Here is a 23,794-nt window from a genome sequence, read left to right on the forward strand (position 1 = left end):
ACGGGTCAGCGGGGGTGGGAGGTCGCCGCTTTCAGTCACAGCACGCGCACGGGGGACTGAAGGGCTGGGGTTCCTCGATGACTGACGGCGTTTTCGGGCGTAGCGACGCTGAGGTCGATCTGCTGGTCCGCGGCATGCGGTCGGGCATCGCGGTGGTGGGGTTCGGCTACATCGGCACCGTGATCGGTGCGGTGCTCGCCGATCGCGGCTGGCCCGTGACCGGGATCGACGTGCGACAGACCATCGTCGACGAGATCAACCTGGGCAAGACGACCGTGCCCGAGCCGGGGCTCGGCGAACTCGTCGCGGACAACGTGCGCGTCGGCCGGCTGCGCGCCACCACCGGTTTCGGCGCCGTCGCCGACAACGACTTCGTCATCGTCACCGTCGGGACGCCGCTGGGCCCGGACTACGAACCCATCGTCGACGACATCAAGGCGGCGGCGCGGGCCGTGGGGGAGCACCTGCATCGCGGCCACCTGGTCATCCTGAAGAGCACGGTGCCGCCCGACACCACCGAAAAGATCGTTCAGCCGATCCTGGAAGAGGCGTCGGGTCTGCGGGCCGGGGTGGACTTCGGGCTGGCGTTTTGCCCGGAGCGGCTCGCCGAGGGCCAGGCCATCCGCGAGCTGACGTCGATCCCCGTCGTGGTCGGCGCCGTCGACGAGCGCAGCGCCCGCGCCTGCTCCATGCTGTGGCGGCACGCCTTGGGCGTGGAGTCCATTGTCGTCGAGGATCCGCGGACCTCGGAGATGGTCAAGCTCGCCGACAACCTCTGGATCGATCTGAACATCGCGGTGGCCAACGAACTGGCCAAGGTGTGCGACCGGCTGAACATGGACGTGCTGCAGGTCATCGACGCGGCCAACTCGATGCCCAAGGGCACCCACAACGTCAACATCCTGCGGCCCAGCATGGGCGTCGGCGGCTACTGCTTGACCAAGGATCCGTGGTTCGTCAACCATCTCGGGCAGACCCTGGGGTTGGAGCTGGGCATCCCGCGGACGTCGAGGACGGTCAACGACACGATGCCGTCCTACACGTACGGGCTGCTCACGCAGCTTCTCGCGGATCAGGGCAAGGCGATCGAGACCAGCAAGATCGCGGTGTTGGGCATCGCGTTCAAGAACAACACCGGGGACTGCCGACTCACGCCGACCAAGTACGTCGTCGCCCTGCTCGAGCAGTCGGGCTGTGACCTGTCGATCCACGACCCCTGGGTGCCGGACGAGGAAGCTCCCACCGTCACCAGCATCCCGCTCACCCCGGACATCGAGTCGGCGGTCAAGGATGCCGACGCGTTGGTGGTCCTCGCCGGGCACCGCGAGTTCCACCAGATCCCGCTGACCCGGCTCGCGGAGCTGACGGCGGCCAAGTGTGTGTTCCTCGACGGAAGGAACAGCTTCGACCCGGCCGCGGCACGCGCCGCCGGCTTCGTCTACAAAGGGATCGGACGCTAGCCCATCGGGCGGGCTGCACGTCACCCCCTGCACACGTAAAACGAAAGAGCGAATATGGCTAATGTCGTCGTGACGGGCGGCTATGGGTTGATCGGATCGCATTTGGTCTCCACACTGCTGGGCCGCGGCGACTCGGTCACGGTGTTCGACTACGCCAAGAACACCCGCGACACCAGCATCGACTTCGACCGGCATACCAACTTCCGGTTCGTGCAGGGCGACGTGACCGATCTCGGCGCACTCGCACAGGCGCTGACGCCCGGCGTCGACACGGTCTTCCACCTCGCCGCCGTCGTCGGCGTCAAGAACTACATGCAGGATCCGCTCCGGGTCCTCGACGTCAACGTGATCGGCACCCGCAACGTCCTGGAGCTCAGCCACCGACACGGTACCCGGGTGGTGTTCGCCAGCACGTCCGAGGTGTTCGGGAAGAACCCCAACCCGCCGTGGGCCGAGGACGACGACCGCGTCCTCGGCTCGACCAAAACGGCGCGCTGGAGCTACAGCACCAGCAAGGCTATGGCCGAGCATCTGGTCTTCGCGATGCACGCCGCCCATCAACTCCCGGTGACGGTGGTTCGCTACTTCAATGTGTATGGCCCGCGGCAGAACCCGATCTTCGTGATCTCGCAGAGCATTCACCGGATCCTCAACGGCCGCCAGCCGCTGCTCTATGACTCGGGCAATCAGACCCGGTGCTTCACCTACGTCGACGATGCCATCGCCGGCACCCTGCTCGCTGCCGAGAGCAGCGCGGCGATCGGTCAGGCCTTCAACATCGGCAGCATGACCGAGACCACCATCGGCGAGGCCGTCGATCTGGCGATCAAGATCGCCAACGTCGAGGGGGTGTCGTGCGCCGAAGCCGTCGACACCGCGGCGCGCTACGGCCAGCGCTACGAGGACATCCCGCGTCGCATCCCGGACTCGACCAAGGCCCAGCGCGAGCTGGGGTGGCGCCTTCAGGTCGACGTCGAGGAGGGCATCCGCCGCACCATCGAGTGGGCGCGCGCCAACCCGTGGTACCTGGAGCTACCCGCCGGGGACTAGCCGTTCGTCCTCGGGTGGCCGTCAGCCGGGGAAGAGCGCGCGGTCGGCCAGCGCACCCAGCACCGGCGCCAGCACCCTCGAGTACGACAGGGTTATGTGCGTCTCGTCCATGTAGACCAGGGTGTTGCCCACGATGACCGGGCAGCGTTCGGCGGTACAAAACAGCTCGGTGAGGTCGACGTATTGGCCACCGCCGGCCTTGGCGGCGGCCGACTCGGCGACGATGCCGGCTTGATTCACCGCCTTGGACCGCAGCGGCGAGCAGGCCGTCGCGTCATCGAGGTGGACGGACAGGCAGTTCGGCGCCAGCGCCAGCGGATCCGGGATCGGTCCGAGGACCAGCACCTGCGCGCCGGTGCCACGCAGCTGCTTGACCAGACGGTTCAGGCTGTCGATGGACGCCGAATCGTATGAGGTGAAACCGGACAGCAGCCGGCCGGCGCCGTATCGGCGGGTCATGCTGAGCACGATCAGCCGCGGGTGCTCGGCCTGCAGCCGGGCCATGATCTGACCGCGCCACTGATCGCACTCGGTGTACTCGCGGCGCAGCGCGGGATTGATGAGGGGCAGGTCCAGCAGGGGGCACCCGGCCTTGGCCATGGTTTCCAGTCGCCAGTGCCGCTGCGTGGCGACCTGCTGGAGCGCCGGGCTCCACATGGCGGCGTCGGAATCACCGATCAGGGCCACCCGCGTCGCCGAGGCGGTGTCGCCCGTCGCGCACTCGGGCTGCCCGGTTTGGTAGAACGTGCGCAGGCAGCCGCCCAAGAACAGGCCCTTGAGTTGGGCCGCCACGTCGGCCAGCGGCGGGTTCAGGTTGGACGGCACGGCCTTGAGCCCGACGGACGCCGCGACCGCGCCCTGCACCTGAGCGAACGCGTGCTGGACCGCCACGTCGTAGGCCGCCAGATCCGAGCCGGTGGGCGGTGTCGCCGCGGCGATGGTCAGCGGCGGGGCCGCCGGGCCGCGGCCGACGGGGGCGGGTATCCACAGCAGCAGCGCGACGCCCACGGCGGCGGCGATCGCGGTGACGGCGCCGCCCAGCGCAAGGCTGCGGTTGGCCGACCGGCGCAGCGAGGGAGCGAATCGCAGCGGGTTCTCGATGAAGCGCGACGTCAGCACGGCCAGCACCAGGGAAACCACGATCGCCGTCAGCGAACGCGACAGGGAATGGCCGGTCGCCGACGCGGGCGCCACCAGCAGCAACGGCCAGTGCCACAGATACCACGCGTAGGACACCCGGCCGATCGCCCGCATCGGCCACAACCCCAGTGCGCGGCCCACGCCCTGAGCGGGGATGGCGCAGCCCGCGCCGATCACCAGCGCGGTGCCCAGCACCGGCAACAGCGCGGCGGTACCCGGGTAGGGTGTGGTCTCGCTCAACCGGGTGCAGGCCAGCAGGACCAGGGCCAGTCCGGCCCAGCCGGTGACCGCGGCGACTCGGGACGGTAGCCGGCACCACTGGCCGGCGGTCAGCGCCACCAGGCCCCCGGCCGCCAGCTCCCACGCGCGCGTGGGCAGCGAAAAGAACGCCGCCGGCGGCATCACCCGGGTGAGTACCAGTGACAGTGCAAACGACAGCGCCGCGACCAGCGCCAGGACCACCAGATACGGGCGCTGCGAGGACGCCGCCTCGGCCCTGGAGCGCCGGCTGACCCGCCGGATCAGCCACGCCGTGCCGATGATCAGGGGCGGCCACACCAGGTAGAACTGCTCCTCGACGCCCAGCGACCAGTAGTGCTGAAACGGCGAGGGCGGCGCGGAGGCGGCCAGGTAGTCGACGCCTTGCAGGATGAACCGGTAGTTGCTGACGTACAACGCGCTGGCGATGCCGTCGATGATGATGCTTCGGGCTTGCAACACGGGTGTCAGGGCGGCCACGCCGAGCATGATCACGATGCCGACCAGCGCCGAGGCCGGCAGCAGCCGGCGGGCCCGCCCGCCGTAAAAGCGGCGCAGCCCCACGGTCCCGGTGCTGCTCACCTCTCGCCAGAGCAGCCCGGTGATCAAAAACCCTGAGATGACGAAGAACACGTCGACGCCGACGAACCCGCCACCCACTCCGGGTATGCCGGCGTGAAACAGCACCACGGCCACCACCGCCACGGCGCGCAAGCCCTCGATGTCGGGGCGGAAATCCTTGGACGGCGGGCGCGGGCGCTGCACTTCTGCGGTAGGGCTGACGCTGTCGGCCTGGCGCACGGTGACCTACCTGATAAGAGGAGCTGGCAAGAAGACGCGTTCTCGAGTCGAGGAATTATCACACATGTGTCGATCAGGCCGTGCCGATTCCGCCCACTGTCGACCGCTGGCGAACGCCGCCATATATAGAGGAAGGACTCGCCCGCCATTTCGGCTGTTGTGAGCGCTGAAATTTCGGCTTCCAGTTCGACGGCGCGGCGACCGGGTTATGCTGCTGGGCGGCTGAGCCGGGGCGCGGGCTGCCGCAGTCAATCCCCAGATCCCCAGGACGCGCAGTGAAAGGCTAGGACCTCGCCGATGAAATTTGTGCTGGCAAACTGGGGAACTCGCGGCGAAGTCGAGCCCTACGTCACTGTCGGCCGCGAACTGGTACGCCGCGGGCATGACGTGCAGATGGCCGTCGCGCCCGAGATGGTGAGCTTCGCCCAGGCCGCCGGCCCCACCGTGGTGGCCTACGGACCCGAGTTGAAGGCCATCCTGGACCCGCATCGCGATTTCTGGGCGGGCCTGTTCACCACCCCCTGGCGGGTCAAGCAACTGGGCCGGTTGTCGGCCGAATATTCGGCGCCGCTGACCCAATGCCGAGCCGAGGTCAGCAAGACGCTGGTCTCGCTGGCCGACGGCGCCGACCTGCTGCTCACCGGCATGAACTTCGAGGACGACGCGCTCAACGCCGCCGAGCACTGCGGCATCCCGTTCGCCACCCTGCACATCTTCCCGCTGCGCGCCAACGGCCAGCTGCTGCCGTATTTGCCGGCGCCGTTGGCCCGCTCCGCGACCAGGCTGCTCGACGCGGTGGCGTGGCGCGGAGGCAAGAAGGTCGAGGATGCCCAACGCCGCGAACTGGGCTTGCCGCCGGCGAGAAGCCCCTGGCCGCAACGGATCACCGAACGCGGATCGCTGGAAATTCAGGCCTTCGACGACGTGTGCTACCCCGGGTTGGCGGCCGAATGGGCGAAATGGAACGAGCAGCGGCCGCCCAGAAGGCCGTTCGTCGGCGCGCTGACGATGGAGCTGCCGACGGACGCCGACGAGGAAGTCGCGGCGTGGATCGCCGCGGGAACCCCCCCGATTTGTTTCGGGTTCGGCAGCGTGGGCGTCGAGTCGGCCGCCGACACGCTCGCCATGATCAGCTCGGCCTGCGCGCAGCTCGGTGAGCGGGCGCTGATTTGCGCCGCCGGGTCCGACTACAGCAACGTCTCGCACGCCGAGCACGTCAAGGTGGTGAGCGTGATGAACTACGCGGCCGCCCTGCCGGCCTGCCGCGCGTTCGTGCACCACGGCGGCTGCGGCACCACCAACGCCGGCCTGCGCGCGGGACTGCCGACGCTGATCCTTTGGACGCTGCCCGATCAGGGGCTGTGGGGAGCGCGGGTCAAACGCCTGAAAGTCGGTACCGGACGGCGCTTTTCGGCCACCACCGAGAAATCACTGGTCGCCGACCTGCGCACCGTCCTGGCGCCGCAATGCCAGACCGCCGCACGCGAACTCGCCACCCGGATGAGCAAACCCGCGGACAGCGTCACGACCACCGCCGACCTGGTCGAGGAGTTCGCGCGCCTCAAGCCTGTCGGCTGATCCGACCGTGAGCTAATTTGCCAGCGCTGTCGCGTGCGGGTGACCGCTTGGCGCGGAAGGCGATTCGGGCTGCCCGCCGATCCAGTCGAGCAGGGCGCGCAGCCCGTCCTGGAGCGCCCACCGGGGCGACCACCCGAGTTCCTGCCGCGCCGCCTCGACGTCGCACCTCGCGGCGCGCACGTCACCGTCGCGGAACTTCGCCACGACAACGGGTTCGGGGGCACCGCAGATGGCGGCGATCGTGCGCGCCAGGTCGTGGATCGTGGTCGGGGTACCCGAGCCGATATCCAGGCAGCGCGGCCCGGCCGCCGGCGCCTGGATGGCGGCGAACAGCGCCTCGACGACGTCGTCGATGTAGACGAAGTCGCGCACGATCTGTCCGTCCTCGTAGACGTCCAGCGCGCGCTGCTCGCGCGCCAATCGCGCGAACAGCGCGACTATTCCGGTGTAGGAGTTCGTCAGCGACTGGCCCGGCCCGTAGACATTCTGCAGCCGCAGCACGCTGAGCCGGGTGTCGTGCGAGGCCGCCCAGGCGGCCAGGATGTGCTCCTGGGCGAGCTTGGTCGCGGCGTAAATGTTGGTGGGCCGCGGCTCCGTTCGGCCGGCGCGGCTCGGCAGCGGCGTCGCGGCTTCGCCCGCGGGCCCCTGCGGATCCCACCTACCGGCCACCAGTTGCGCGTGGCTGCGCGGCGGCGGGTAGAACACCTCGGATCCGTATTGCCAGGAGCCCTCGCCGTAGACGGCCCGCGACGAGGCCAGCACGAACTGCTCGGGGACTTGGCCCGAGCGGCTCAGCGCGTCAAGCAGCTGGGTCGTTCCCACCACGTTGACCGAACCGTGGCGGGTGGCCTCGGACAGTGACTGCGCTGTGCCCGTCTCGGCCGCCAAGTGGACGATCTGGGACGGGCGGAACAACCGCAGCACGGCATCGCAGTCGGGCGCGTGGGTGATATCGCCGGTGAACAACCGCACGGACGGCGGCAGATCGATCGCGGCGCCTGCAGCATGCACCTGCGGGTGCAGGATGTCGACGACGGCGACGTCGTGGCCGGCTGCGACGAGGCGGCGAGCGAGTGCGGACCCGATGAATCCGGCCCCGCCGGTGATGAGCACGGATGTTGACATCGGCCGACGCCTCCGGTTCCTTCGGGCAGAAAATTGGTGACCGGCAGGCACGCGGTGCTGCGCGTGCGTTGCCGCGCTGATCATATGCGGGGATCGCCGACGCCCCGCAAGGTGTCAATCTCGGGCGAGTGAGCGGTCAACCAAGACACCGACGGCCGGTGCCAACAGCCGACTATATTCGGCCGTCACGTGGTTCTGGTCGAGGTATACCAAGGTGTTGCCCACGATGGCCGGGCAACGGTCGGTCGTGCAGAACAGGGCGGTGAGGTTGGCGTATTGTCCGCCGCCGGCTTTGGTGGCGGCGGTCTCGGCCGCGATGCCGGAGTCGTTGACCGCCGTCGAGCGCGGCGGCGAGCAAGCCGCCGCATCATCGAGGTGGCGGGACAGGCAGATGGGCACCACCGACTGCGGATCCGGGATCGCCCCGAGCACCAGCACCTGCGCCCCGGTGGCGCGCAGCTGTTGCACCTGTCGGGTCAAGCTGTCCACCCACGCCGGGTCGTATGACGTGAAACCCGACGCCCAGCCGTAGCGGACACCGTATCGCCGCGCCATGTCGATGACCACCAACCGCGGGTGCTCGGCCTGTAACCGGGCAAGGACCTGGCCGCGCCACTGCTCACATTCGGTGTACTCCCGGCCATAGAGGGGGATGACGATTGGCATGTCGAGCCATGGGCAGTAGCCCTTGGTCAGGGTTTCGAGTCGCCAGTGGCGTTGCGTGGCGACTTGCTGCAACGCCGAGTACCACATGGTGGCATTCGAATCGCCGATCAGCGCGACCGTCGTCGACGAGGCGGTATCGCCCGACGCGCACTCGGGCTGATCGACTTGGAGTATGTCGCGCAAGCAGCCTCTGGGGCCGTTGATCGGAACCTTGGTGGCGTCGGCCAGCGGCGGGTTCAGGTTGGCGGGGACGGCCTTGAGGTTGGCCGAGGCCGCGACCGCGGCCTGCACCTGCGCGAACGCCTGCTGCACCGCCGCGTCATACGCGGCCATGTCGGAGCCCGCGGGGGGAGGCACCACCGTGACGGCCAGCGTGGGCGCTGCCGGGCCACGGCCGACCGGGGGCGGCACCACGACCAGCAGCGCCGCGCCCACACAAACCGCCAGCGCGGTGGCGGCACCGCCGAGCGCAAGGCTGCGGCCGGCCGACCGGCGCACCGGGGCGGCGAACCGCAATGGGTTCTCGATGAAACGCAGGGTGAGCACGGCCAGCCCGAGTGACACGAACACCCCGACCAGCGGCAGCCAGAGCTGGTGCCGGGGTCCTGCGGCGGGCACCATCATCAGCAGCACCGGCCAGTGCCACAGATACCACGAGTAGGACACCCGGCCAATCGCCCGCATCGGCCGGACCGACAGCACACGGCCGCATCCCTGCTCAGGGGTGGCGCAGCCCGCACCGATCACCAACGCTGCGCCCAGCACGGGCAACAGCGCCGCGGTACCCGGATACGGCGTGGTCCGGCCCAATTGGGTGCAGGCCAGCAAAACCACCCCGAGCCCCACCCAGCCCGCGATCGCGGCGGGCAGGGGTGGGAGTCGGCGCCAGTGCCCCGCGGTGAGGGCCACCAGGCCACCGACCGCCAACTCCCAGGCCCGGGTGGGTAGTGAAAAGAACGCCACCGGAGGCGCCGAGCGAGTGGTCGCCAGCGACAGCGCGAACGACACCGCCGCGACCAGCGCCAGCACTACCAGGTAGGGGGCTGCCGACGGGGCGGCATTGGCCCCGGTGCGCCGCCGCGCACGCCGCACCAGCCAGGCCGTCGCGATGATCAACGCCGGCCACACCAGGTAGAACTGTTCCTCGACGCCCAATGACCAGTAGTGCTGGAACGGCGACGGCGGCCGCGAGGCGGTCAGGTAGTCGACGCCCTGGAGCATGAACCGGTAGTTGCTGACATAGAGCGCGCTGAAAATGCCGTCGGTGATGATGGGCCGCGACTGCAACGTGGGCATCAGGACGGCCGCGCCGAGCATGATCACGATGCCGACCGTGGCCGACGCCGGCAGCAGTCGGCGCGCCCGCGCCCCATAGAAGCGAGCCAGCCCGACGGTGCCGGTGCTGTTCGCCTCGCGCCACAGCAGGCCGGTGATCAGAAAGCCGGAGATCACGAAGAACACGTCCACCCCGACGAACCCGCCAGCCACATCGGGTATGTCCGCGTGGAAGAGGACGACGGCGATCACCGCGACGGCGCGTAACCCCTCGATGTCGGGGCGAAATCCCGGCTTGGCGGAGCGTCGACCCGATGCTGCTTCGCTAGGGCTAACGCTGTCAATCGGGTGCAAAGCCACCTGCCAGGGGAGAGACGAATTCATCGAGTCGACGCATTATCACACGCGCGTGGAACACGCCGGGCCGATTCCGTCGCCGTCCCATTCGCGACCCCTCAACGGCGGAGCGGGCAGCCGTCGGCAATGCAGCCGGGGCAACGTCGCCAACCCTGACGGAAGCGGACGTGGTCCTCGAGTTGGGCAATATCACACACCTGTCAAACGCATTGGGTATGTTGACGAATCATTACGTCGGCGTCGTCGGCTCGGAGGGTTTTTGGGCTGTGCACGAGCCGACACCACCCGGAGCTCCCGCGCCGACCGAGCACGTCGAGTCTGGCCGAAACCTTGGAGGTGAACCGGTGCGCGTAGTCGACAGTCCGACGGTGAAAAGCACCGAAGTGGATCGGACGACGCTGCATAGAATATGGAAGGCGATTGTCGTCGGCATCGCGCTTCTGCTGGCCACGGCATGCTATTTCGCTCCGATACTGCTCGCCGTGTTGGGCACGGTTCTGCTGCTACTTTTCTGCGCGCGCCTCTTATATCGCGATCGCGACCGCTACATCCCGTGCCTGTATGCCCGGGACACCCGGGTGTACGACGACGCCTATCGCACCTTCATCGCCCGCACGCTCGAGGACATTCGGCGGTGCAAAATCGGCGGCCACCCGCTGTTGTGGGAAGCGTCGCAACTGGCGCGACCCAACGGCGCGGACTCCGACGAGCTACTGCTGGATCTGGGCGTCTGGCTTGGCTGGTCGACCAGGCTGATCTCTGAGGCTTCCGGTCGCCAGGTTTACGGCTTCGACACCTTTGAGGGCCTGGTCGAAGACTGGCAGATCGATGACCAAATGCTGCTGAAGCAGGGCACCTTTTCACTAGCCGAACCGCTCGCGCAACGCACCATGCGGGATACGGGCGTGAGCCTGCAGGACGGGATTCCCGCGCCGCTGGGTCGCAAGGTCCAGTTCATCAAGGGACGCACCTACGACACGCTGGAACCGTTCCTGGCGGCGCGGCCGACCGCCCCGATCAGCCTCTTCCACATGGATTTGGACACCTACGAGAGTTGCCTGCACGCGCTGGAGACCTGCAAGGACCACTTCGTCGAGGGATCCGTGCTGGTCTTCGACGAATACCTGGTGACCAACGCCGAAATGCTTGCGTTCTTTGAGTTCCAGAGCAAATACGAGCTGGAATGGCGATACCGGGCCTGGGGTCTGGAGATCATGCAGATGAATCTCGAGATGGTCGTCGGGCGCTGGAAGCGCGTGACGTACTACTTGCTCTGGATCGCCGCGTATTGGTTGGCGGGCGACGGCAGCTATGCCTGGCAGTTCTTCCGTCCGCGGTTCTGGCGCTTCTGGTTGGGCGCACCGGTCGGCGACATTTTGTTCCTGCTCGGTGCCGTCGGGCAACGCAAGTCGGTCAGCCTCGAAATCACCGGTCTGGGCAAGCTTGACCACTCCCGCACGCGTGACCAGAACGCCGGATGAATGAAATTTGTCCTGGCCAGCTGGGGAAGTCGCGGCGACATCGAACCGAACCTCGCCGTCGGCCGCGAGTTGGCGCGCCGAGGGCACGAGGTGTGCATGGCGGTCCCGCCCGACCTGGTCGGCTTCACCAAGTCGGCCGGGGTCGCGGCGGTCGGCTTCGGCCCGGAGGCGCGGTCCATCCTGGACGCGCACCGCGAATTCTGGACGTGCTTCTTCAGCCGGCCCTGGCGCATCCGTGAGCTGACCAGGGCGCGGCTCGCGATCGCGGGGCCGCTGCTGCAGGGCTGGCAGGAGATGAGTACGACGCTGAGATCGCTGGCCGACGGCGCCGACCTCATCTTCACCGCCATCAATTTCGAGGACGCCGCCGCCAACGTCGCCGAGTACTACGACATTCCGTTGGCCACGCTGCATTACTTCCCCCTGCGCCCCAACGGCCAGACGCTGCGATTCTTGCCGGCGCCGGTGGCCCGCGCCGCGGTGACGGCGTTCTGGTGGGTGTCCTGGCGCGGCACAAAGAAGGCCGAGGACGCCCAGCGTCGTGAACTTGGTCTACCGCGGGCCAGGGGCTCGGCGCCGCGGCGGATCACCGAACGTGGATCGCTGGAGATCCAGGCCTACGACGAGGCGTGCTTTCCCGGCCTGGCCGCCGAGTGGGCCGAATATGAGCGGCGGCGGTCCCCCCAGCGACCTTTTGTCGGCACGCTGACGCTGGACGTGCAGACGGATGCCGACGAGGAGGTCGCCGCCTGGATCGCGGCGGGAACGCCACCGATCTTCTTCGGGTTCGGCAGCATTCCGGTCGAATCTCCGGCCGACACGATCGCCATGATCGCCGCGGCCTGCGCGCAGTTGGGTGAGCGGGCGTTGGTGGGCGCCGCCGGCACCGACTACGGCGACGTCCCGCATTTCGACCACGTCAAGGTCGTGGGCACGATGAATTACGGCACCGTCTTCCCGGCCTGCCGCGCGGTCGTCCATCACGGCGGTTCGAGCACGACACCCATCGCCATGCGCGCGGGGGTCCCCCAACTGATCCTGTTTTGGGACCTGGTGCACGCGGTCTACGGGGCCGCGGTCAAACGGCTCAAGGTGGGCACCGCCCGGCGATTTTCCACCGCGAACGAGAAATCGCTGGTCGCGGATCTGCGCACCATTCTCGCGCCCGAGTACGCCGCGCGTGCCCGTGAACTTGCCACCCAAATGACGGAACCCGCCAAAAGCGCCGCCACGGCCGCCGACCTGCTGGAAGATTTCGCTCGCTCGAACCGTGTTGGCTGAGCCTCGCCGTGTCTTACCATGGCCCGGGGGGTTCGCGGCTACCCGGTAGGGAAGCGTCAAAAAGCAAAGCCAATCGGCGCAGGTCGCAGAAGAATTCGGGCTCACAGAACACTATGCGCGTACCAATTATCGAATCGCCTGACAGGCGTCTCACCAGGAAGTATGGTTTGGAACTTGTTACACCTATGTCGATTAGATGGTGGGGAGACCCGGTTGAGCATCAAACCGCTGGATGATGGCTGCAGTTTTTTCGTGGTGATGGGTGGCCGGAAATGACCGATCTCCAAAATCAGGCCCTGCCTTCCACCGAGGCAGCCACCGAAACAATGGGTGAGAGTTTCGCGATCATCGGCTACGCGCTGCGCCTCCCGGGTGCCGCGAATGCCGACGAATTCTGGGATGTGCTGGCCGAAGGCCGCGATGCGATCTCGGAGGTGCCTTCAGACCGCTGGGACGTCGACGAGTTCTACGACCCGGACCCCGACGCGCCGGGGAAGATCGTCAGCCGCCGGGCGGGCTTCATCGATGACGCGACCGGCTTCGACGCGCCGTTCTTCGGGCTGTCCAACCGGGAGACGATGCTGATCGACCCGCAGCATCGGCTGTTGCTGGAGACGGCCTGGCGGGCGGTGGAGCACTCGGGCACCGCGCCATCGGCCTTGGCGGGCACCCGCACGGGCGTGTTCATGGGCTTGGGCACCCACGACTACCTGGGACTGATCTCCGAACAACTGGACTACGACGAGATCCAGGCCTACGTGGCCATCGGCACGTCGGCCGCCGCGGGCGCGGGCCGGATCAGCTACGGGCTGGGCCTGCAGGGCCCCGCGGTCACCGTCGACACGGCCTGCAGCTCGTCGCTGGTCGCGGTGCACCAGGCGTGCCAGGCGCTGCGCTACGGCGAATGTGACCTGGCGCTGGTCGGCGGCGCGAACGTCCTGCTCAGCGCCAAGACGGCGATGACCTTCTCGCACGCGCACATGCTGGCTCCGGACGGCAAGTGCAAGACCTTCGACGCGGCCGCGGACGGCTACGTGCGCGGCGAGGGCGTCGGCGTCGTCATCGTGAAGCGGCTCGAGGACGCGATCCGCGACGGTGACCGAATTCGGGCCGTGATCCGGGGCAGCGCCGTCAACCAGGACGGCGCGTCGGGCGGTCTGACCGTGCCCAACGGGGTCGCCCAGCAACGCGTCATCGCCGACGCGCTGGCGCACGCCGGCGTCTCCGCCGCCGACGTCGGATACCTGGAGGCGCACGGCACCGGGACGTCGCTGGGTGACCCGATCGAAGTCCAGGCCGCCGCCGCGGCGCTGGGCAAGGGCCGCGCCGACGACCGGCCGCTGCTGATCGGATCCGTGAAGACAAACATCGGGCACCTGGAAGCGGCCGCGGGCATCGCGGGCCTGATCAAGGTCATCCTGTCCCTCGAGCACGAGGAACTGCCCAAGCACCTGCACTTCCAGAACCCGTCGCCGCACATCCCCTGGGACCGCCTTCCGGTGCGGGTCGTGGACCAGGCCACCCCCTGGGCGCGCGACGGGCGGCCCCGCATCGCCGGGATCAGTTCGTTCGGGTTCTCCGGAACCAACTCGCACGTCATCATCGAGGAAGCACCGGTCGAGGTGGGCCAGGCCGCCGGCGCGCCGGCGCCCGCCGACGATCGGCGCTTTTCCGTGTTGCCGCTCTCGGCGCGCAGCCCCGAGGCGTTGGTGGCGCTCGCCGACGGCTACCGCAGCTGGTTGGCGGCGAACCCCGAAGCATCGCTGGCCGACGTGTGCTACACGGCCGGGGTGGGGCGCTCGCACCTCGAGCACCGGGCCGCGGTGGTGGTGAATTCGAGCGAGTCCGCCCGCGAATTCCTCGGCGCGCTGGCCGACGATCGCCCCGCGCCGGGATTGCTGCGGGGAGAATGCACCGACAAGCCGAAGACCGCGTGGTTGTTCACCGGTCAGGGCAGCCAGTACACCGGCATGGCCCGGGAGCTGTTCGAGACCGAGCCGGTGTTCGCCGAGACGTTGAACCGGTGCGCGGCCGCGGTGGCCGACGTGCTCGAAAAGCCGTTGCTGGACGTCATTTTCGACGCCGCCAACGAAGACACCCTGCGGCAGACCGCCTATGCCCAGCCCGCCCTGTTCGCGGTGGGGATGGGCCTGGCCCGGTTGTGGCAGTCGTGGGGCTTCGAGCCCGACGTGCTGATCGGTCACAGCGTCGGCCAGTACACGGCGGCCTGCGTCGCGGGTGTGTTCAGCCTCGAGGACGGCATGCGGCTGATGGCCGAGCGCGGCCGGCTGTTCGGCAGCCTGCCCGCCGGCGGCCGGATGGCCGCGGTGTTCGCCGCCGCCGAGCGGGTGGAAAGCCTCACCGACGAGTTCCCGAGCCTGTCGGTGGCCGCCTACAACGGCGCCAACACCGTGCTGTCCGGGCCGGGGCAGGATTTGGAACAGGCGGTCGCCAAGCTGAGCGACGACGGCGTGCGTTGCGACTGGCTGGACACCAGCCACGCCTTCCACTCGGCGCTGCTGGATCCGGTCCTCGACGAGTTCGAGGCCTTCGCGGATCGATTCGAGTTCCGTTCGCCGCAAAAGACGTTGGTGTGCAACCGCACCGGCGCGGCCCTGGGCAGAAGCGCGAAATTGGACGGCGGGTACTGGCGCCGCCACGCGCGGCAGCCGGTCGAGTTCGCCAAGAGCGTGCGCACCCTGTCGGATCTGCGGTGCACGATGCTGCTGGAGATCGGGCCGCAGCCGGTGCTCACCGCCGCGGCGATGCGGGCCTGGCCCGACCCGGCGACCGCACCGCGGGCGATCGCGTCGTTGCGCAAGAACGTCGCCGACCACCGCCAGATCACCGAGGCCCTGGCCAACGCGTACGTCGCCGGCCACCGGCCCGACTTCGGTGCGCTGCGGCAAGGAACGGCGCGCAAGGTCGATCTGCCCACCTATCCGTTCCAGCACCGTCAGTACTGGTTCCGTGAGGACCGGGTCGCCGACGGCCGGCAACCCTCGAGCCGGGGCTCGGGTCAGGGCGAGGCCGTGCGCACCGACACCGTCCGGCTGCTCGAGGACGGACGGATCGAGGAGCTCGCCGCGCTGCTCGACGGCGCCAACGGCAATCAGTCGGCCGTCGATGTGCTGAAACAGCTTGCCGCACAACACAACCAGCAGCGTGGAGCGCAGTCCATCACGGACTCCCGCTACGAGATCCGCTGGGAGAAGGCGGCCGCTGCCAAGGCGGGCGAGAAGTCCGCCTGGATTCTCATCACCGACGACGCCCGGGCGGCTCAGCCCGTGGTCGACGCGCTCGCCGCGGGCGGGCACCGGCACCGCATCCTCGGGCTGCCGGTATCCGACGCCGACGAGAAGCAGCTGGAGGCCGCGCTGCGCGCCGCCGTCGACGACGAACCGACGACGCGCATTCTGCTGCTCGCGCCCATCGATTCGGACACCACGGCGTCGACGCAATCGCTGTTGCGGGTGCAACACCAGGTCCTGAGCGGAACGCGGCGACTCTTCTGCGCCGCGGCCGCCGCCGAACTGCGCACCCCCATCTGGCTGATAACCCGTGGCGCACAACGGGTTGCCGGTACCGACACGGTGTCCCCGGCGCAGTCCAGCCTGTGGGGATTCGGTCGCGCCGTCGCGCTGGAGCACCCGCGCCTGTGGGGCGGACTGGCGGACCTGCCCGCCTCCGGCGCCGACGCGTGGTCGCGACTGATCGATTTCGTGGTCGCGGCACCGGCCGGTGAGGACCAGATCGCGCTGCGCGACCAAGCCGTCTACGTTCCCCGGCTGACGCGACGCGCGGGCCAGCCGGTCGCCACCCCGCCGGAACTGCGTTCCGACGCAACATATTTGGTGACCGGCGGGCTGGGTGCGATCGGCCTGGAGGTGGCCGAGTATCTGGCCGCGCACGGCGCCAAGCAGCTGGTGCTGACCAGCCGGCGCGCACCCAGCGACGCCGCGCAGCAGCGCATCGACGCGATCCGCGAAAAGGACAGCTGCGACGTCCGGGTCATCACCGCCGACGTCGCCAACCCGCACGACGTCGCTCGCGTCTTGACGACGGTGCGGGCCGAACTGCCCCCACTGGCCGGCATCGTGCACGCCGCCGGCGAGATCAGCACCACCCCGCTGCGGGACCTGGACGACGCCGAAGTGAACCGGGTGTTCGCCGGGAAGGTCTGGGGGGCTTGGAATTTGAGCGAAGCCACCGCCGGTCTGAAGCTGGACTTCTTCGTCAGCACCTCCTCGATCGCCGGGGTATGGGGTGCCGGCGGCCAGACCGCCTACAGCGCGGCCAACGCCTTCCTCGACGGGTTGACGTGGCGGCTGCGTGAGCAGGGTGTGCCCGCGACCAGCGTCAACTTCGGGCCCTGGTTGAACGCGGGGATGGCCGACGAGGCCGCCCGCGCCGAACTGGACAAGCGCGGCGTCCGGCCGTTGTCGCCCGCCGACGCGCTGGCGGGGATGGCCGAACTGATGGCCGCATCCGGCAAGGGCACCTCGCACGGCGTGGTGGCCCGCATCGACTGGGCCAGCTTCCTGCCGCTGTTCCAGGTGGCGGGCAAGCGGTCGTTCTTCGCGCAGTTGCAGCGTGAGGTGCCGGAGTCCGAATCGGCGCCGACGGCCTCGGGCAACACCCAACTGGTGGACCGGCTCTCCGTGGCCCCCGCCCAGCAGCGCAAGAAGCTCGTCGTGGACTACCTGCGCGATGTCGTCGCGGAGGTGACCCGCATCGATGCGTCCGAGATCCGCGACGAGGCCGGGTTCTTCGACGTCGGCATGGACTCGCTGATGGCCGTGGAACTGCGCCGCCGGGTCGAGCGGGCGGTCGGCAAGGAGCTGCCGTCGACCCTCGCGATGGACTACCCGCGCCTGGTCGACGTCGCGGACTTCCTGCTCGGCGACGTCCTGAGCTTCGCCGCACCGGAGTCCAGCGCCCCCGCGCCGGTCGCCCCGGTCGCGGCGCCCGTGCGCAGTGACGAGCCGATCGCCATCGTCGCGTTGGCCTGCCGTTTCCCGGGCGCGCCCGACGCCGAGGCGTACTGGGAGTTGCTGTCCGGCGCGGTCGATGCGATCCGGGAGATCCCCGAGGACCGCTTCGACGTCGACGAGTACTACGACCCGGACCCCGAGGCGCCGGGCAAGATCTACACGCGCTACGGCGGATACCTGGAGAGCATCGACGGTTTCGATCCGGAGTTCTTCAACATTTCCCCGCGCGAGGCCGTGTGGATGGATCCGCAGCAGCGGTTGATGCTGGAGATCGCGTGGGAGGGCCTGGAACGTGCCGGGTATGCGCCCGCGGCGTTGCGCGGCAGCCGAACCGGCGTGTTCGTCGGCGTGGCCGCCAACGAGTATTCGCAGCTGCTGCACGCGAACTCGGTCGAGACGCTCGAGGCGCATTTCATCACCGGCAACGCGCTCAACGTGATCGCGGGCCGGGTGGCGTTCGCGCTCGGGCTGGAAGGCCCGGCCATGGCGGTGGACACCGCGTGCAGCGCGTCGCTGGTGGCGGTCCACCAGGCCTGCCAGGCGTTGCACTCCGGTGACTGCGACATGGCGCTGGCCGGCGGCGTGAACGTGTTGGTGAGCCCGGCCTCCATCGTGGCCACCTCGCGCGCCCGGATGCTGTCCGCCGATGGCCGCTGCAAGACCTTCGACGCGGCCGCGAACGGCTACGCGCGCAGCGAGGGCTGCGGCATCCTGGTGCTCAAGCGGCTCAGCGATGCGCAGCGCGACGGCGACCAGGTCTGCGCGGTCATCCGGGGCACCGCGGTGAACCAGGACGGTGCGTCCAGTGGTTTGACGGTGCCGAACGGCGGTGCGCAGCAACGGCTTATCGCCACGGCGCTGGCGCGTGCCGGTCTGGTCGGCGGGGACGTCGACTACCTCGAGGCGCACGGCACCGGCACCTCGCTGGGTGACCCGATCGAGGTTCAGGCCGCCGCGGCGGCCTACGGCATCGGCCGCGACCCGAACCGGCCGCTGCTGATCGGCTCGGCGAAGTCCAACATCGGCCACCTGGAATCGGCGGCCGGGATCGCCGGGCTGATCAAGGTCGTGTTGTCGCTGCAGCACGGGATGCTGCCGCAGAACCTGCACTTCGAAAACCCGTCGCCGAACATCCCGTGGGACTCGCTGCCGGTGCGGGTCGTGGACAAGGCGATCCCATGGCAGGCCAACGGTCGGCCGCGCCGCGCCGGGACGAGCTCCTTCGGGTTCTCCGGCACCAACGCGCACGTCCTGATCGAGGAAGCGCCGGCGCAATCCGGGGAAGCGGAGCCGGCCGCGACGCAGGACTCCGACGCGCCCGTCACCGTGCTGCCGCTGTCGGCGCGGGCACCCGAGGCGCTGGCCGCGCTGGCGCAGCGCTACGCGGACTGGCTGGAGGCGCACCCCGACGCCGACATCACCGATGTGGCCTTCACCGCCGGGGTGGGGCGTTCGCACTTCGAGCACCGCGCGGCGCTGGTCGTGGATTCGGTCGCCGAGGCCCGCCAGCTGCTGGCCGGACTGGCCGAGAACCAGGTGGGAAGGGGCGCGGTGCGTGGCGTGTGCGGCGACCCGCCCAAGACGGCGTGGTTGTTCACCGGGCAGGGCAGCCAGTACCCGGGGATGGCGCGTGAATTGTTCGACACCGAGCCGGTTTTCGCCGAGACCGTGAAGCGTTGCGCGGAGGCGGTCGAGGGGATGCTGCCGCGGCCGTTGCTCGAGGTCATCCTCGAGGCCGACGGCGCGGCCGGCGAAGCCGACAAGACGGTGGCGCACACCTCGTTCGCGCAGCCGGCCCTGTTCGCCATCGAGATGGGCCTGGCCCGGTTGTGGCAGTCGTGGGGCATCGAGCCCGACGTGGTGCTGGGGCACAGCGTGGGCCAGTACGCGGCGGCCTGTGTGGCCGGAGTGTTCAGCCTCGAGGACGGGGCCCGGTTGATGGCCGAGCGCGGTCGGCTGTTCGGCAGCCTGCCCGCGGGCGGCCGGATGGTGGCGGTGTTCACCGACGCGCAGCGGGTGGAAAGCGCCGCCGAGGCGTTCCCGCGGATTTCGGTGGCCGCCTACAACGGCCCGAACACCGTGCTGTCGGGTCCGGGCGATGATCTGGAGCAGATCGTCGCCAAGCTCACCGGCGACGGAGTCCGCTGCACCTGGCTGGACACCAGTCACGCTTTCCATTCCGAGCTGTTGGAGCCGGTGCTCGACGAATTCGAGTCGTACGCAAAGGGATTCGAGTTCGCCGTGCCGACCCTTCCGCTGGTGTGCAACCGCACCGGCGCGGTCCTCACCGCGGAAACCCCGCTGGACGCCCAGTATTGGCGGCGGCATTCCCGCCAGCCCGTGCAGTTCGCCGAAAGCGTGCAGACGGTGGCGAAGCTGGGCTGCACGGTGCTGATGGAGATCGGCCCGCAACCGGTGCTGACCAATGCGGCGGCCCAGGCCTGGCCGGATTCCTCGGCCGCGCCGCAGGCGGTCGTGTGCCTGCGCAAGGGCACCGACGCGCGGCGTCAGATCGCCGAGGCGCTGGCCGCGGTCTACGTCGCCGGGCATCGGCCGAACTTCGCTGCGCTGCAACATCAGCCGCGCCGCAGGTTCGAACTGCCCACCTATCCGTTCCAGCGCCGTCGCTTCTGGCCCAAGAACGCCGACATCCGCGGCGTCGAGGGCCAGGGCGCCGGGATCTCCGGCGTCGCCGACATCCTGGGTAGCGCCAAGGACCTCGCGTCCGGCGACATCGTCTACACCAGCCGGTTCTCCACCAAGACGCAGCCGTGGCTGTCGCATCACGTCATCTACGGCACCGTCGTCGTTCCGGGTGCGACGTACGCGGCGATGGCCCTGGCCGCGGCCGGGGTACCGGGGCAGGTTCGCGAAGTCTTCTTCTACGAGCCGATCATCCTGCCGGAGAAGGCTTCTCGCGAGGTGCAGCTGACCGTGCATCCGCTCGAAGACGGCAGCGGATCGACCTTCCAGATCCACAGCCGCCCGTACGGCGAGCGCGAGGCCGACTGGTCGCTGAACGCCGACGGCAAGATCGTCAGCAGCATGGACGACGCGCCGGCGCCGGTGTCGGACGAATCCATCGACTCGGCCTGCGAACGGTTGAGCCGGATGCGTCCGCAGCAGCTGTTCGACACCTTCCTCGACATGGAGCTGTCCTGGGGCCCCACCTGGTCCACCTCGCTGAAGTCACTGTGGACCGGTGACGGTGAGGCGGTCGGCGACGTCGCCATCGGCGACGAACTCGCCGAGCATCTGGGCAGCGAGCCGATCCATCCGGTGCTGCTCGACCTGTGCACCGGGGTGGCGTTCCCGGCCTTCCCGGCGGTGCTGGCGGCGACCGAGGAGGGCGGGCCGATGGCCGACCTGTTCCTGCCGCTGCGCTACGGGCGGGTCATGCTGCCCGAGCGGATGCCGAAGCGCTTCTACTGCCGCGCGCGGTGGCAGACGGGCAGCGCCGAGAGCGAAACCCAGGTGTTCGACCTCGACTTCGTCGATCGCGACGGTCATCACCTGGGCGGCATTCGCGATTTCGCGGTCAAGCGCGCGCCCCGGGAGGCGCTGTTGCGCGGGCTCGGTGGCGACGCCACCCGCAACCTGTACACCATCGGCTGGCAGGCGGCGCCCCCGCCGGAGAACGCCGTCGCGAGCGACGGCACCTGGTTGATCGCCGGGTTCGATGAGCTGTCGGCCCAGCTGCCGGGCTCGGTCGTGGTGGACCCGGCCGCGGATCAGGAGGCGTGGACGCGGTTGTTCGCGCAGGCCGAGGACCGGGGTGCCCCGGTCTCCGGCATCGTCTGGCGCAGCGCGGGGCAACCCGCCGCCGAGGAGTCGAGCGCCGACTTGGCCGCTCGGCTGGAGGGCGAGATCGGCCAGCTGCTCACGGTCGTGCGGACGCTGCAGGCGCAGCAGGACACGAAACTCGCCGGCGGGCTGTGGATCGTCACCGAGCGGGCCGTGGCAACCGAATCCGGTGAGCCGGTCGACCCGGCGCAGGCGGCGCTGTGGGGACTGGGACGCACCGCCATCACCGAACAACCGGCCCTGCGCTGCCGGCTGGTCGACTTCGACAAGTTCGATGACGCGGCGCCGTTGCTGGCGGGCCTGCTTGGCGCACCCGCTGACGAGCCGGAAATCGCTGTGCGACAAGGGAAGTGCTTGGCACCGCGGCTGCTGCCGTGGTCGCGCAGCGGCAACCTCGCGATACCCCGCTCGACCGACTACATCCTGGAGCCGACCGAACGCGGCGCGATCGACAACCTTCGCCTCGTCGAGACGCTGGTGCCCCCGCCGAGCGCGGGTCAGGTGCAGATCCGGGTTGACGCCGCCGGCCTCAACTTCCGGGACGTGCTCAACGTGCTCGGCCTGTATCCGGGCGACCCGGGCCGGGTCGGCGGCGGTGACCTGGCCGGCATCGTCACCGAGGTGGGTGCCGGTGTCACGGGATTCGAGGTGGGCCAGCGCGTCTTCGGCTTCATGCCAGGCGGGTTCGCCACCCGGGTCAATGTGCCGGCGGCGTTCCTGTCGCCGGTGCCCGACGGGGTGAGCCTGGTGGGCGCGGCGACCATGCCGGCCGGGGCGCTGACGGTGCGGCTCTCGTTCGACTGGGCCAACGTGAAGCCCGGCGACCGGGTGCTGATCCACGCCGCCAGTGGCGGTGTCGGTCTGGCCGCCATCCAGATCGCGCAGCAGTGCGGCGCCACCGTTTTCGCCACCGCCAGCGCCCACAAGCGCGCGGCGGTGCGCAACATGGGTGTGGAGTACGTCTACGACTCGCGCAGCACGGACTTCGCCGATCAGATCCTCGCCGACACCGGCGGCGCCGGCGTCGACGTGGTGCTCAACAGCCTCACCAACGAGGGATTCATCGAGGCGACGGTGCGGGCGACCGCGAAGGGCGGCCGCTTCGCCGAAATCGCCAAGCGGGACATCTGGACCCGTGAGCAGATGGCGGCGGCCCGGCCCGACATCGCCTACGAGATCATCGCGTTGGACTGGTGCATCGAGCACGAACCCGAGCGGGTGGGGCGTCTGCTGGACGAGGTGTCCGAAAGCATGGCCCGCGGTGAGCTGAAGCCGATCGCCGCCGAGGTCTACCCGGTCACGGAGGCCAAGGCCGCGTTCCGCCGCATGCAGCAGGCGCGACACATCGGCAAGATCGTGCTGCAGATGCCGAAACCCCTTCAGCCGCGGAGTGATCGGAGCTACCTGATCACCGGCGGTGTGGGTGCTCTGGGCCTGTACACGGCGGCGCACCTGGCCCAACTCGGGGCCGGCGACATCGTGTTGAGCAGCCGGCGGGAGCCCGACGCGGATGCGCGGCAGGCCATCGCCGAGATCAGCGAGCGGCACCGCTGCCGGGTTCACGTCTTCGCCGCCGACGTCGGCGACGAGGCGCAGGCCGAAGCGCTGCTGGCCCGCATCCGTGCCGAGCTGCCGCCGCTGGCCGGGGTGGCCCACCTGGCGGGCGTGCTCGATGATGCGCTGCTGCCGCAGCAGGATCTGGAGCACTTCCGGACCACGTTGGCGCCCAAGGCCTTTGGCGGGCACTACCTGCACCGGTTGACGAAGGACGACGATCTCGACTTCTTCATCGTGTACTCGTCGGCCTCCAGCGTGCTCGGTTCGCCCGGCCAGGCCAACTACGCGACCGCCAACGCGCTGCTCGACGGGCTGGTGGCGGCCCGCAGGGCGCAGGGCCTGCCCGCGACCAGCGTCAACTGGGGTCCGTGGGCCCAGGGCGGCATGGCCACGTCGCACGCCGCACGCGCGAATCTCAGTGCGCAGGGCCTGATTCCGCTGGAACCTTCGGCCTCCCTCAACGCGCTCGACGAGATCCTCGGGCACGGAACCGGGCAGGCCACCGTCATCAAGGCCAACTGGCAGCGTGCCGCGAAGGGTGGGCTGGGTTCGTCCCGGCCAGCGCTTCTCGACGCGGTGCTGCCGAGCACGGTCACGGCGAGCCGCGGCGACAGCGAGCTGCTCCGGCAACTGCACGAGGTGCCCGAGTCGGAGCGCGGCAGCTTCCTCACCGAGTACCTGCGCTACGAGGTGCAGAGCTTCTTGCGGCTCGCGCAACCGCCGGCCGCAACCAGCCGGTTCCTCGAGCTCGGCACCGACTCACTGATGGCGGTCGAGTTCAGCAACCGGTTGCTCCCACAGTTCGGTGGGGCGTTCACGATCAGCGCAACCGCAGTATTCGACTATCCGACAATTGGGTCGCTCGCCGAGTACCTGGCCGGTCAAATGCCGGACGCGGAGGAGGTCGAATCCGTTGATGAGTCCGAGCCCGCGCACTGATCCAAGCCCGGCGGGCAACCGGGCCAAC

At 69.2% G+C, this 23,794-nt stretch carries 9 protein-coding genes; 6 read left to right on the forward strand and 3 right to left on the reverse strand.

The genetic code is table 11. From position 1 onward, the window contains the following. The first annotated feature begins 77 nt into the window (after positions 1-77). Both G6N66_RS11375 and G6N66_RS11380 read left to right on the forward strand, forming a co-directional pair. Positions 78-1,460: a nucleotide sugar dehydrogenase gene (locus G6N66_RS11375; RefSeq protein ID WP_085235280.1), complete on the forward strand. Its 1,383-nt coding sequence runs from the start codon at positions 78-80 to the stop codon at positions 1,458-1,460. 54 nt (positions 1,461-1,514) lie between these two features. After that, on the forward strand, positions 1,515-2,510 hold the full coding sequence (locus G6N66_RS11380) for an NAD-dependent epimerase/dehydratase family protein (protein ID WP_085235281.1): 996 nt from the start codon (positions 1,515-1,517) through the stop codon (positions 2,508-2,510). 21 nt (positions 2,511-2,531) lie between these two features. On the opposite strand, the gene G6N66_RS11385 is transcribed toward G6N66_RS11380, so the two are convergent. After that, positions 2,532-4,709, reverse strand: coding sequence for an acyltransferase family protein (locus tag G6N66_RS11385; protein WP_085235282.1), 2,178 nt, complete (start codon positions 4,707-4,709; stop codon positions 2,532-2,534). 297 nt (positions 4,710-5,006) lie between these two features. Between G6N66_RS11385 and G6N66_RS11390 the strand changes: the two genes are divergently transcribed. Next, the gene (locus G6N66_RS11390; protein WP_085235283.1) at positions 5,007-6,287 is read left to right on the forward strand and encodes a glycosyltransferase; all 1,281 of its coding nucleotides are present in this window, start codon (positions 5,007-5,009) and stop codon (positions 6,285-6,287) included. A 12-nt stretch (positions 6,288-6,299) separates the two neighbouring features. Here G6N66_RS11390 and G6N66_RS11395 read toward each other — a convergent pair whose 3' ends face one another. Together G6N66_RS11395 and G6N66_RS11400 are read right to left on the reverse strand one after the other, a co-directional pair. After that, entirely contained in the window at positions 6,300-7,400 is a 1,101-nt protein-coding gene (locus tag G6N66_RS11395) for an NAD-dependent epimerase/dehydratase family protein (protein ID WP_085235284.1), read from the reverse strand. A gap of 126 nt (positions 7,401-7,526) precedes the next feature. Continuing rightward, positions 7,527-9,737, reverse strand: a complete 2,211-nt coding sequence (locus tag G6N66_RS11400; protein WP_085235285.1) for an acyltransferase family protein — start codon at positions 9,735-9,737, stop codon at positions 7,527-7,529. 341 nt (positions 9,738-10,078) lie between these two features. Between G6N66_RS11400 and G6N66_RS11405 the strand changes: the two genes are divergently transcribed. The 3 genes from G6N66_RS11405 to G6N66_RS11415 all read left to right on the forward strand — a co-directional run bounded on the left by G6N66_RS11405 (position 10,079) and on the right by G6N66_RS11415 (position 23,766). Continuing rightward, the gene (locus G6N66_RS11405) at positions 10,079-11,191 is read left to right on the forward strand and encodes a class I SAM-dependent methyltransferase (RefSeq protein WP_232079275.1); all 1,113 of its coding nucleotides are present in this window, start codon (positions 10,079-10,081) and stop codon (positions 11,189-11,191) included. After that, complete coding sequence (locus tag G6N66_RS11410) at positions 11,192-12,472, forward strand: glycosyltransferase (RefSeq protein ID WP_085235286.1); 1,281 nt, start codon at positions 11,192-11,194, stop codon at positions 12,470-12,472. 326 nt (positions 12,473-12,798) lie between these two features. Beyond that, positions 12,799-23,766 (forward strand): type I polyketide synthase, encoded by a 10,968-nt coding sequence (locus G6N66_RS11415; RefSeq protein ID WP_232079494.1) that lies wholly within the window; start codon positions 12,799-12,801, stop codon positions 23,764-23,766. The last annotated feature ends 28 nt before the right edge of the window (positions 23,767-23,794 follow it).

It is taken from the genome of Mycobacterium conspicuum, assembly GCF_010730195.1.
Taxonomy (GTDB): Bacteria; Actinomycetota; Actinomycetes; order Mycobacteriales; family Mycobacteriaceae; genus Mycobacterium; species Mycobacterium conspicuum.

Coding starts and splice junctions, on each gene's coding strand:
- G6N66_RS11390 (WP_085235283.1), top strand. CDS start 5,007: ATGAAATTTGTGCTGGCAAACTGGGGAACTCGCGGCGAAGTCGAGCCC.
- G6N66_RS11410 (WP_085235286.1), top strand. CDS start 11,192: ATGAAATTTGTCCTGGCCAGCTGGGGAAGTCGCGGCGACATCGAACCG.
- G6N66_RS11380 (WP_085235281.1), top strand. CDS start 1,515: ATGGCTAATGTCGTCGTGACGGGCGGCTATGGGTTGATCGGATCGCAT.
- G6N66_RS11415 (WP_232079494.1), top strand. CDS start 12,799: ATGGGTGAGAGTTTCGCGATCATCGGCTACGCGCTGCGCCTCCCGGGT.
- G6N66_RS11375 (WP_085235280.1), top strand. CDS start 78: ATGACTGACGGCGTTTTCGGGCGTAGCGACGCTGAGGTCGATCTGCTG.
- G6N66_RS11400 (WP_085235285.1), bottom strand. CDS start 9,737: ATGAATTCGTCTCTCCCCTGGCAGGTGGCTTTGCACCCGATTGACAGC.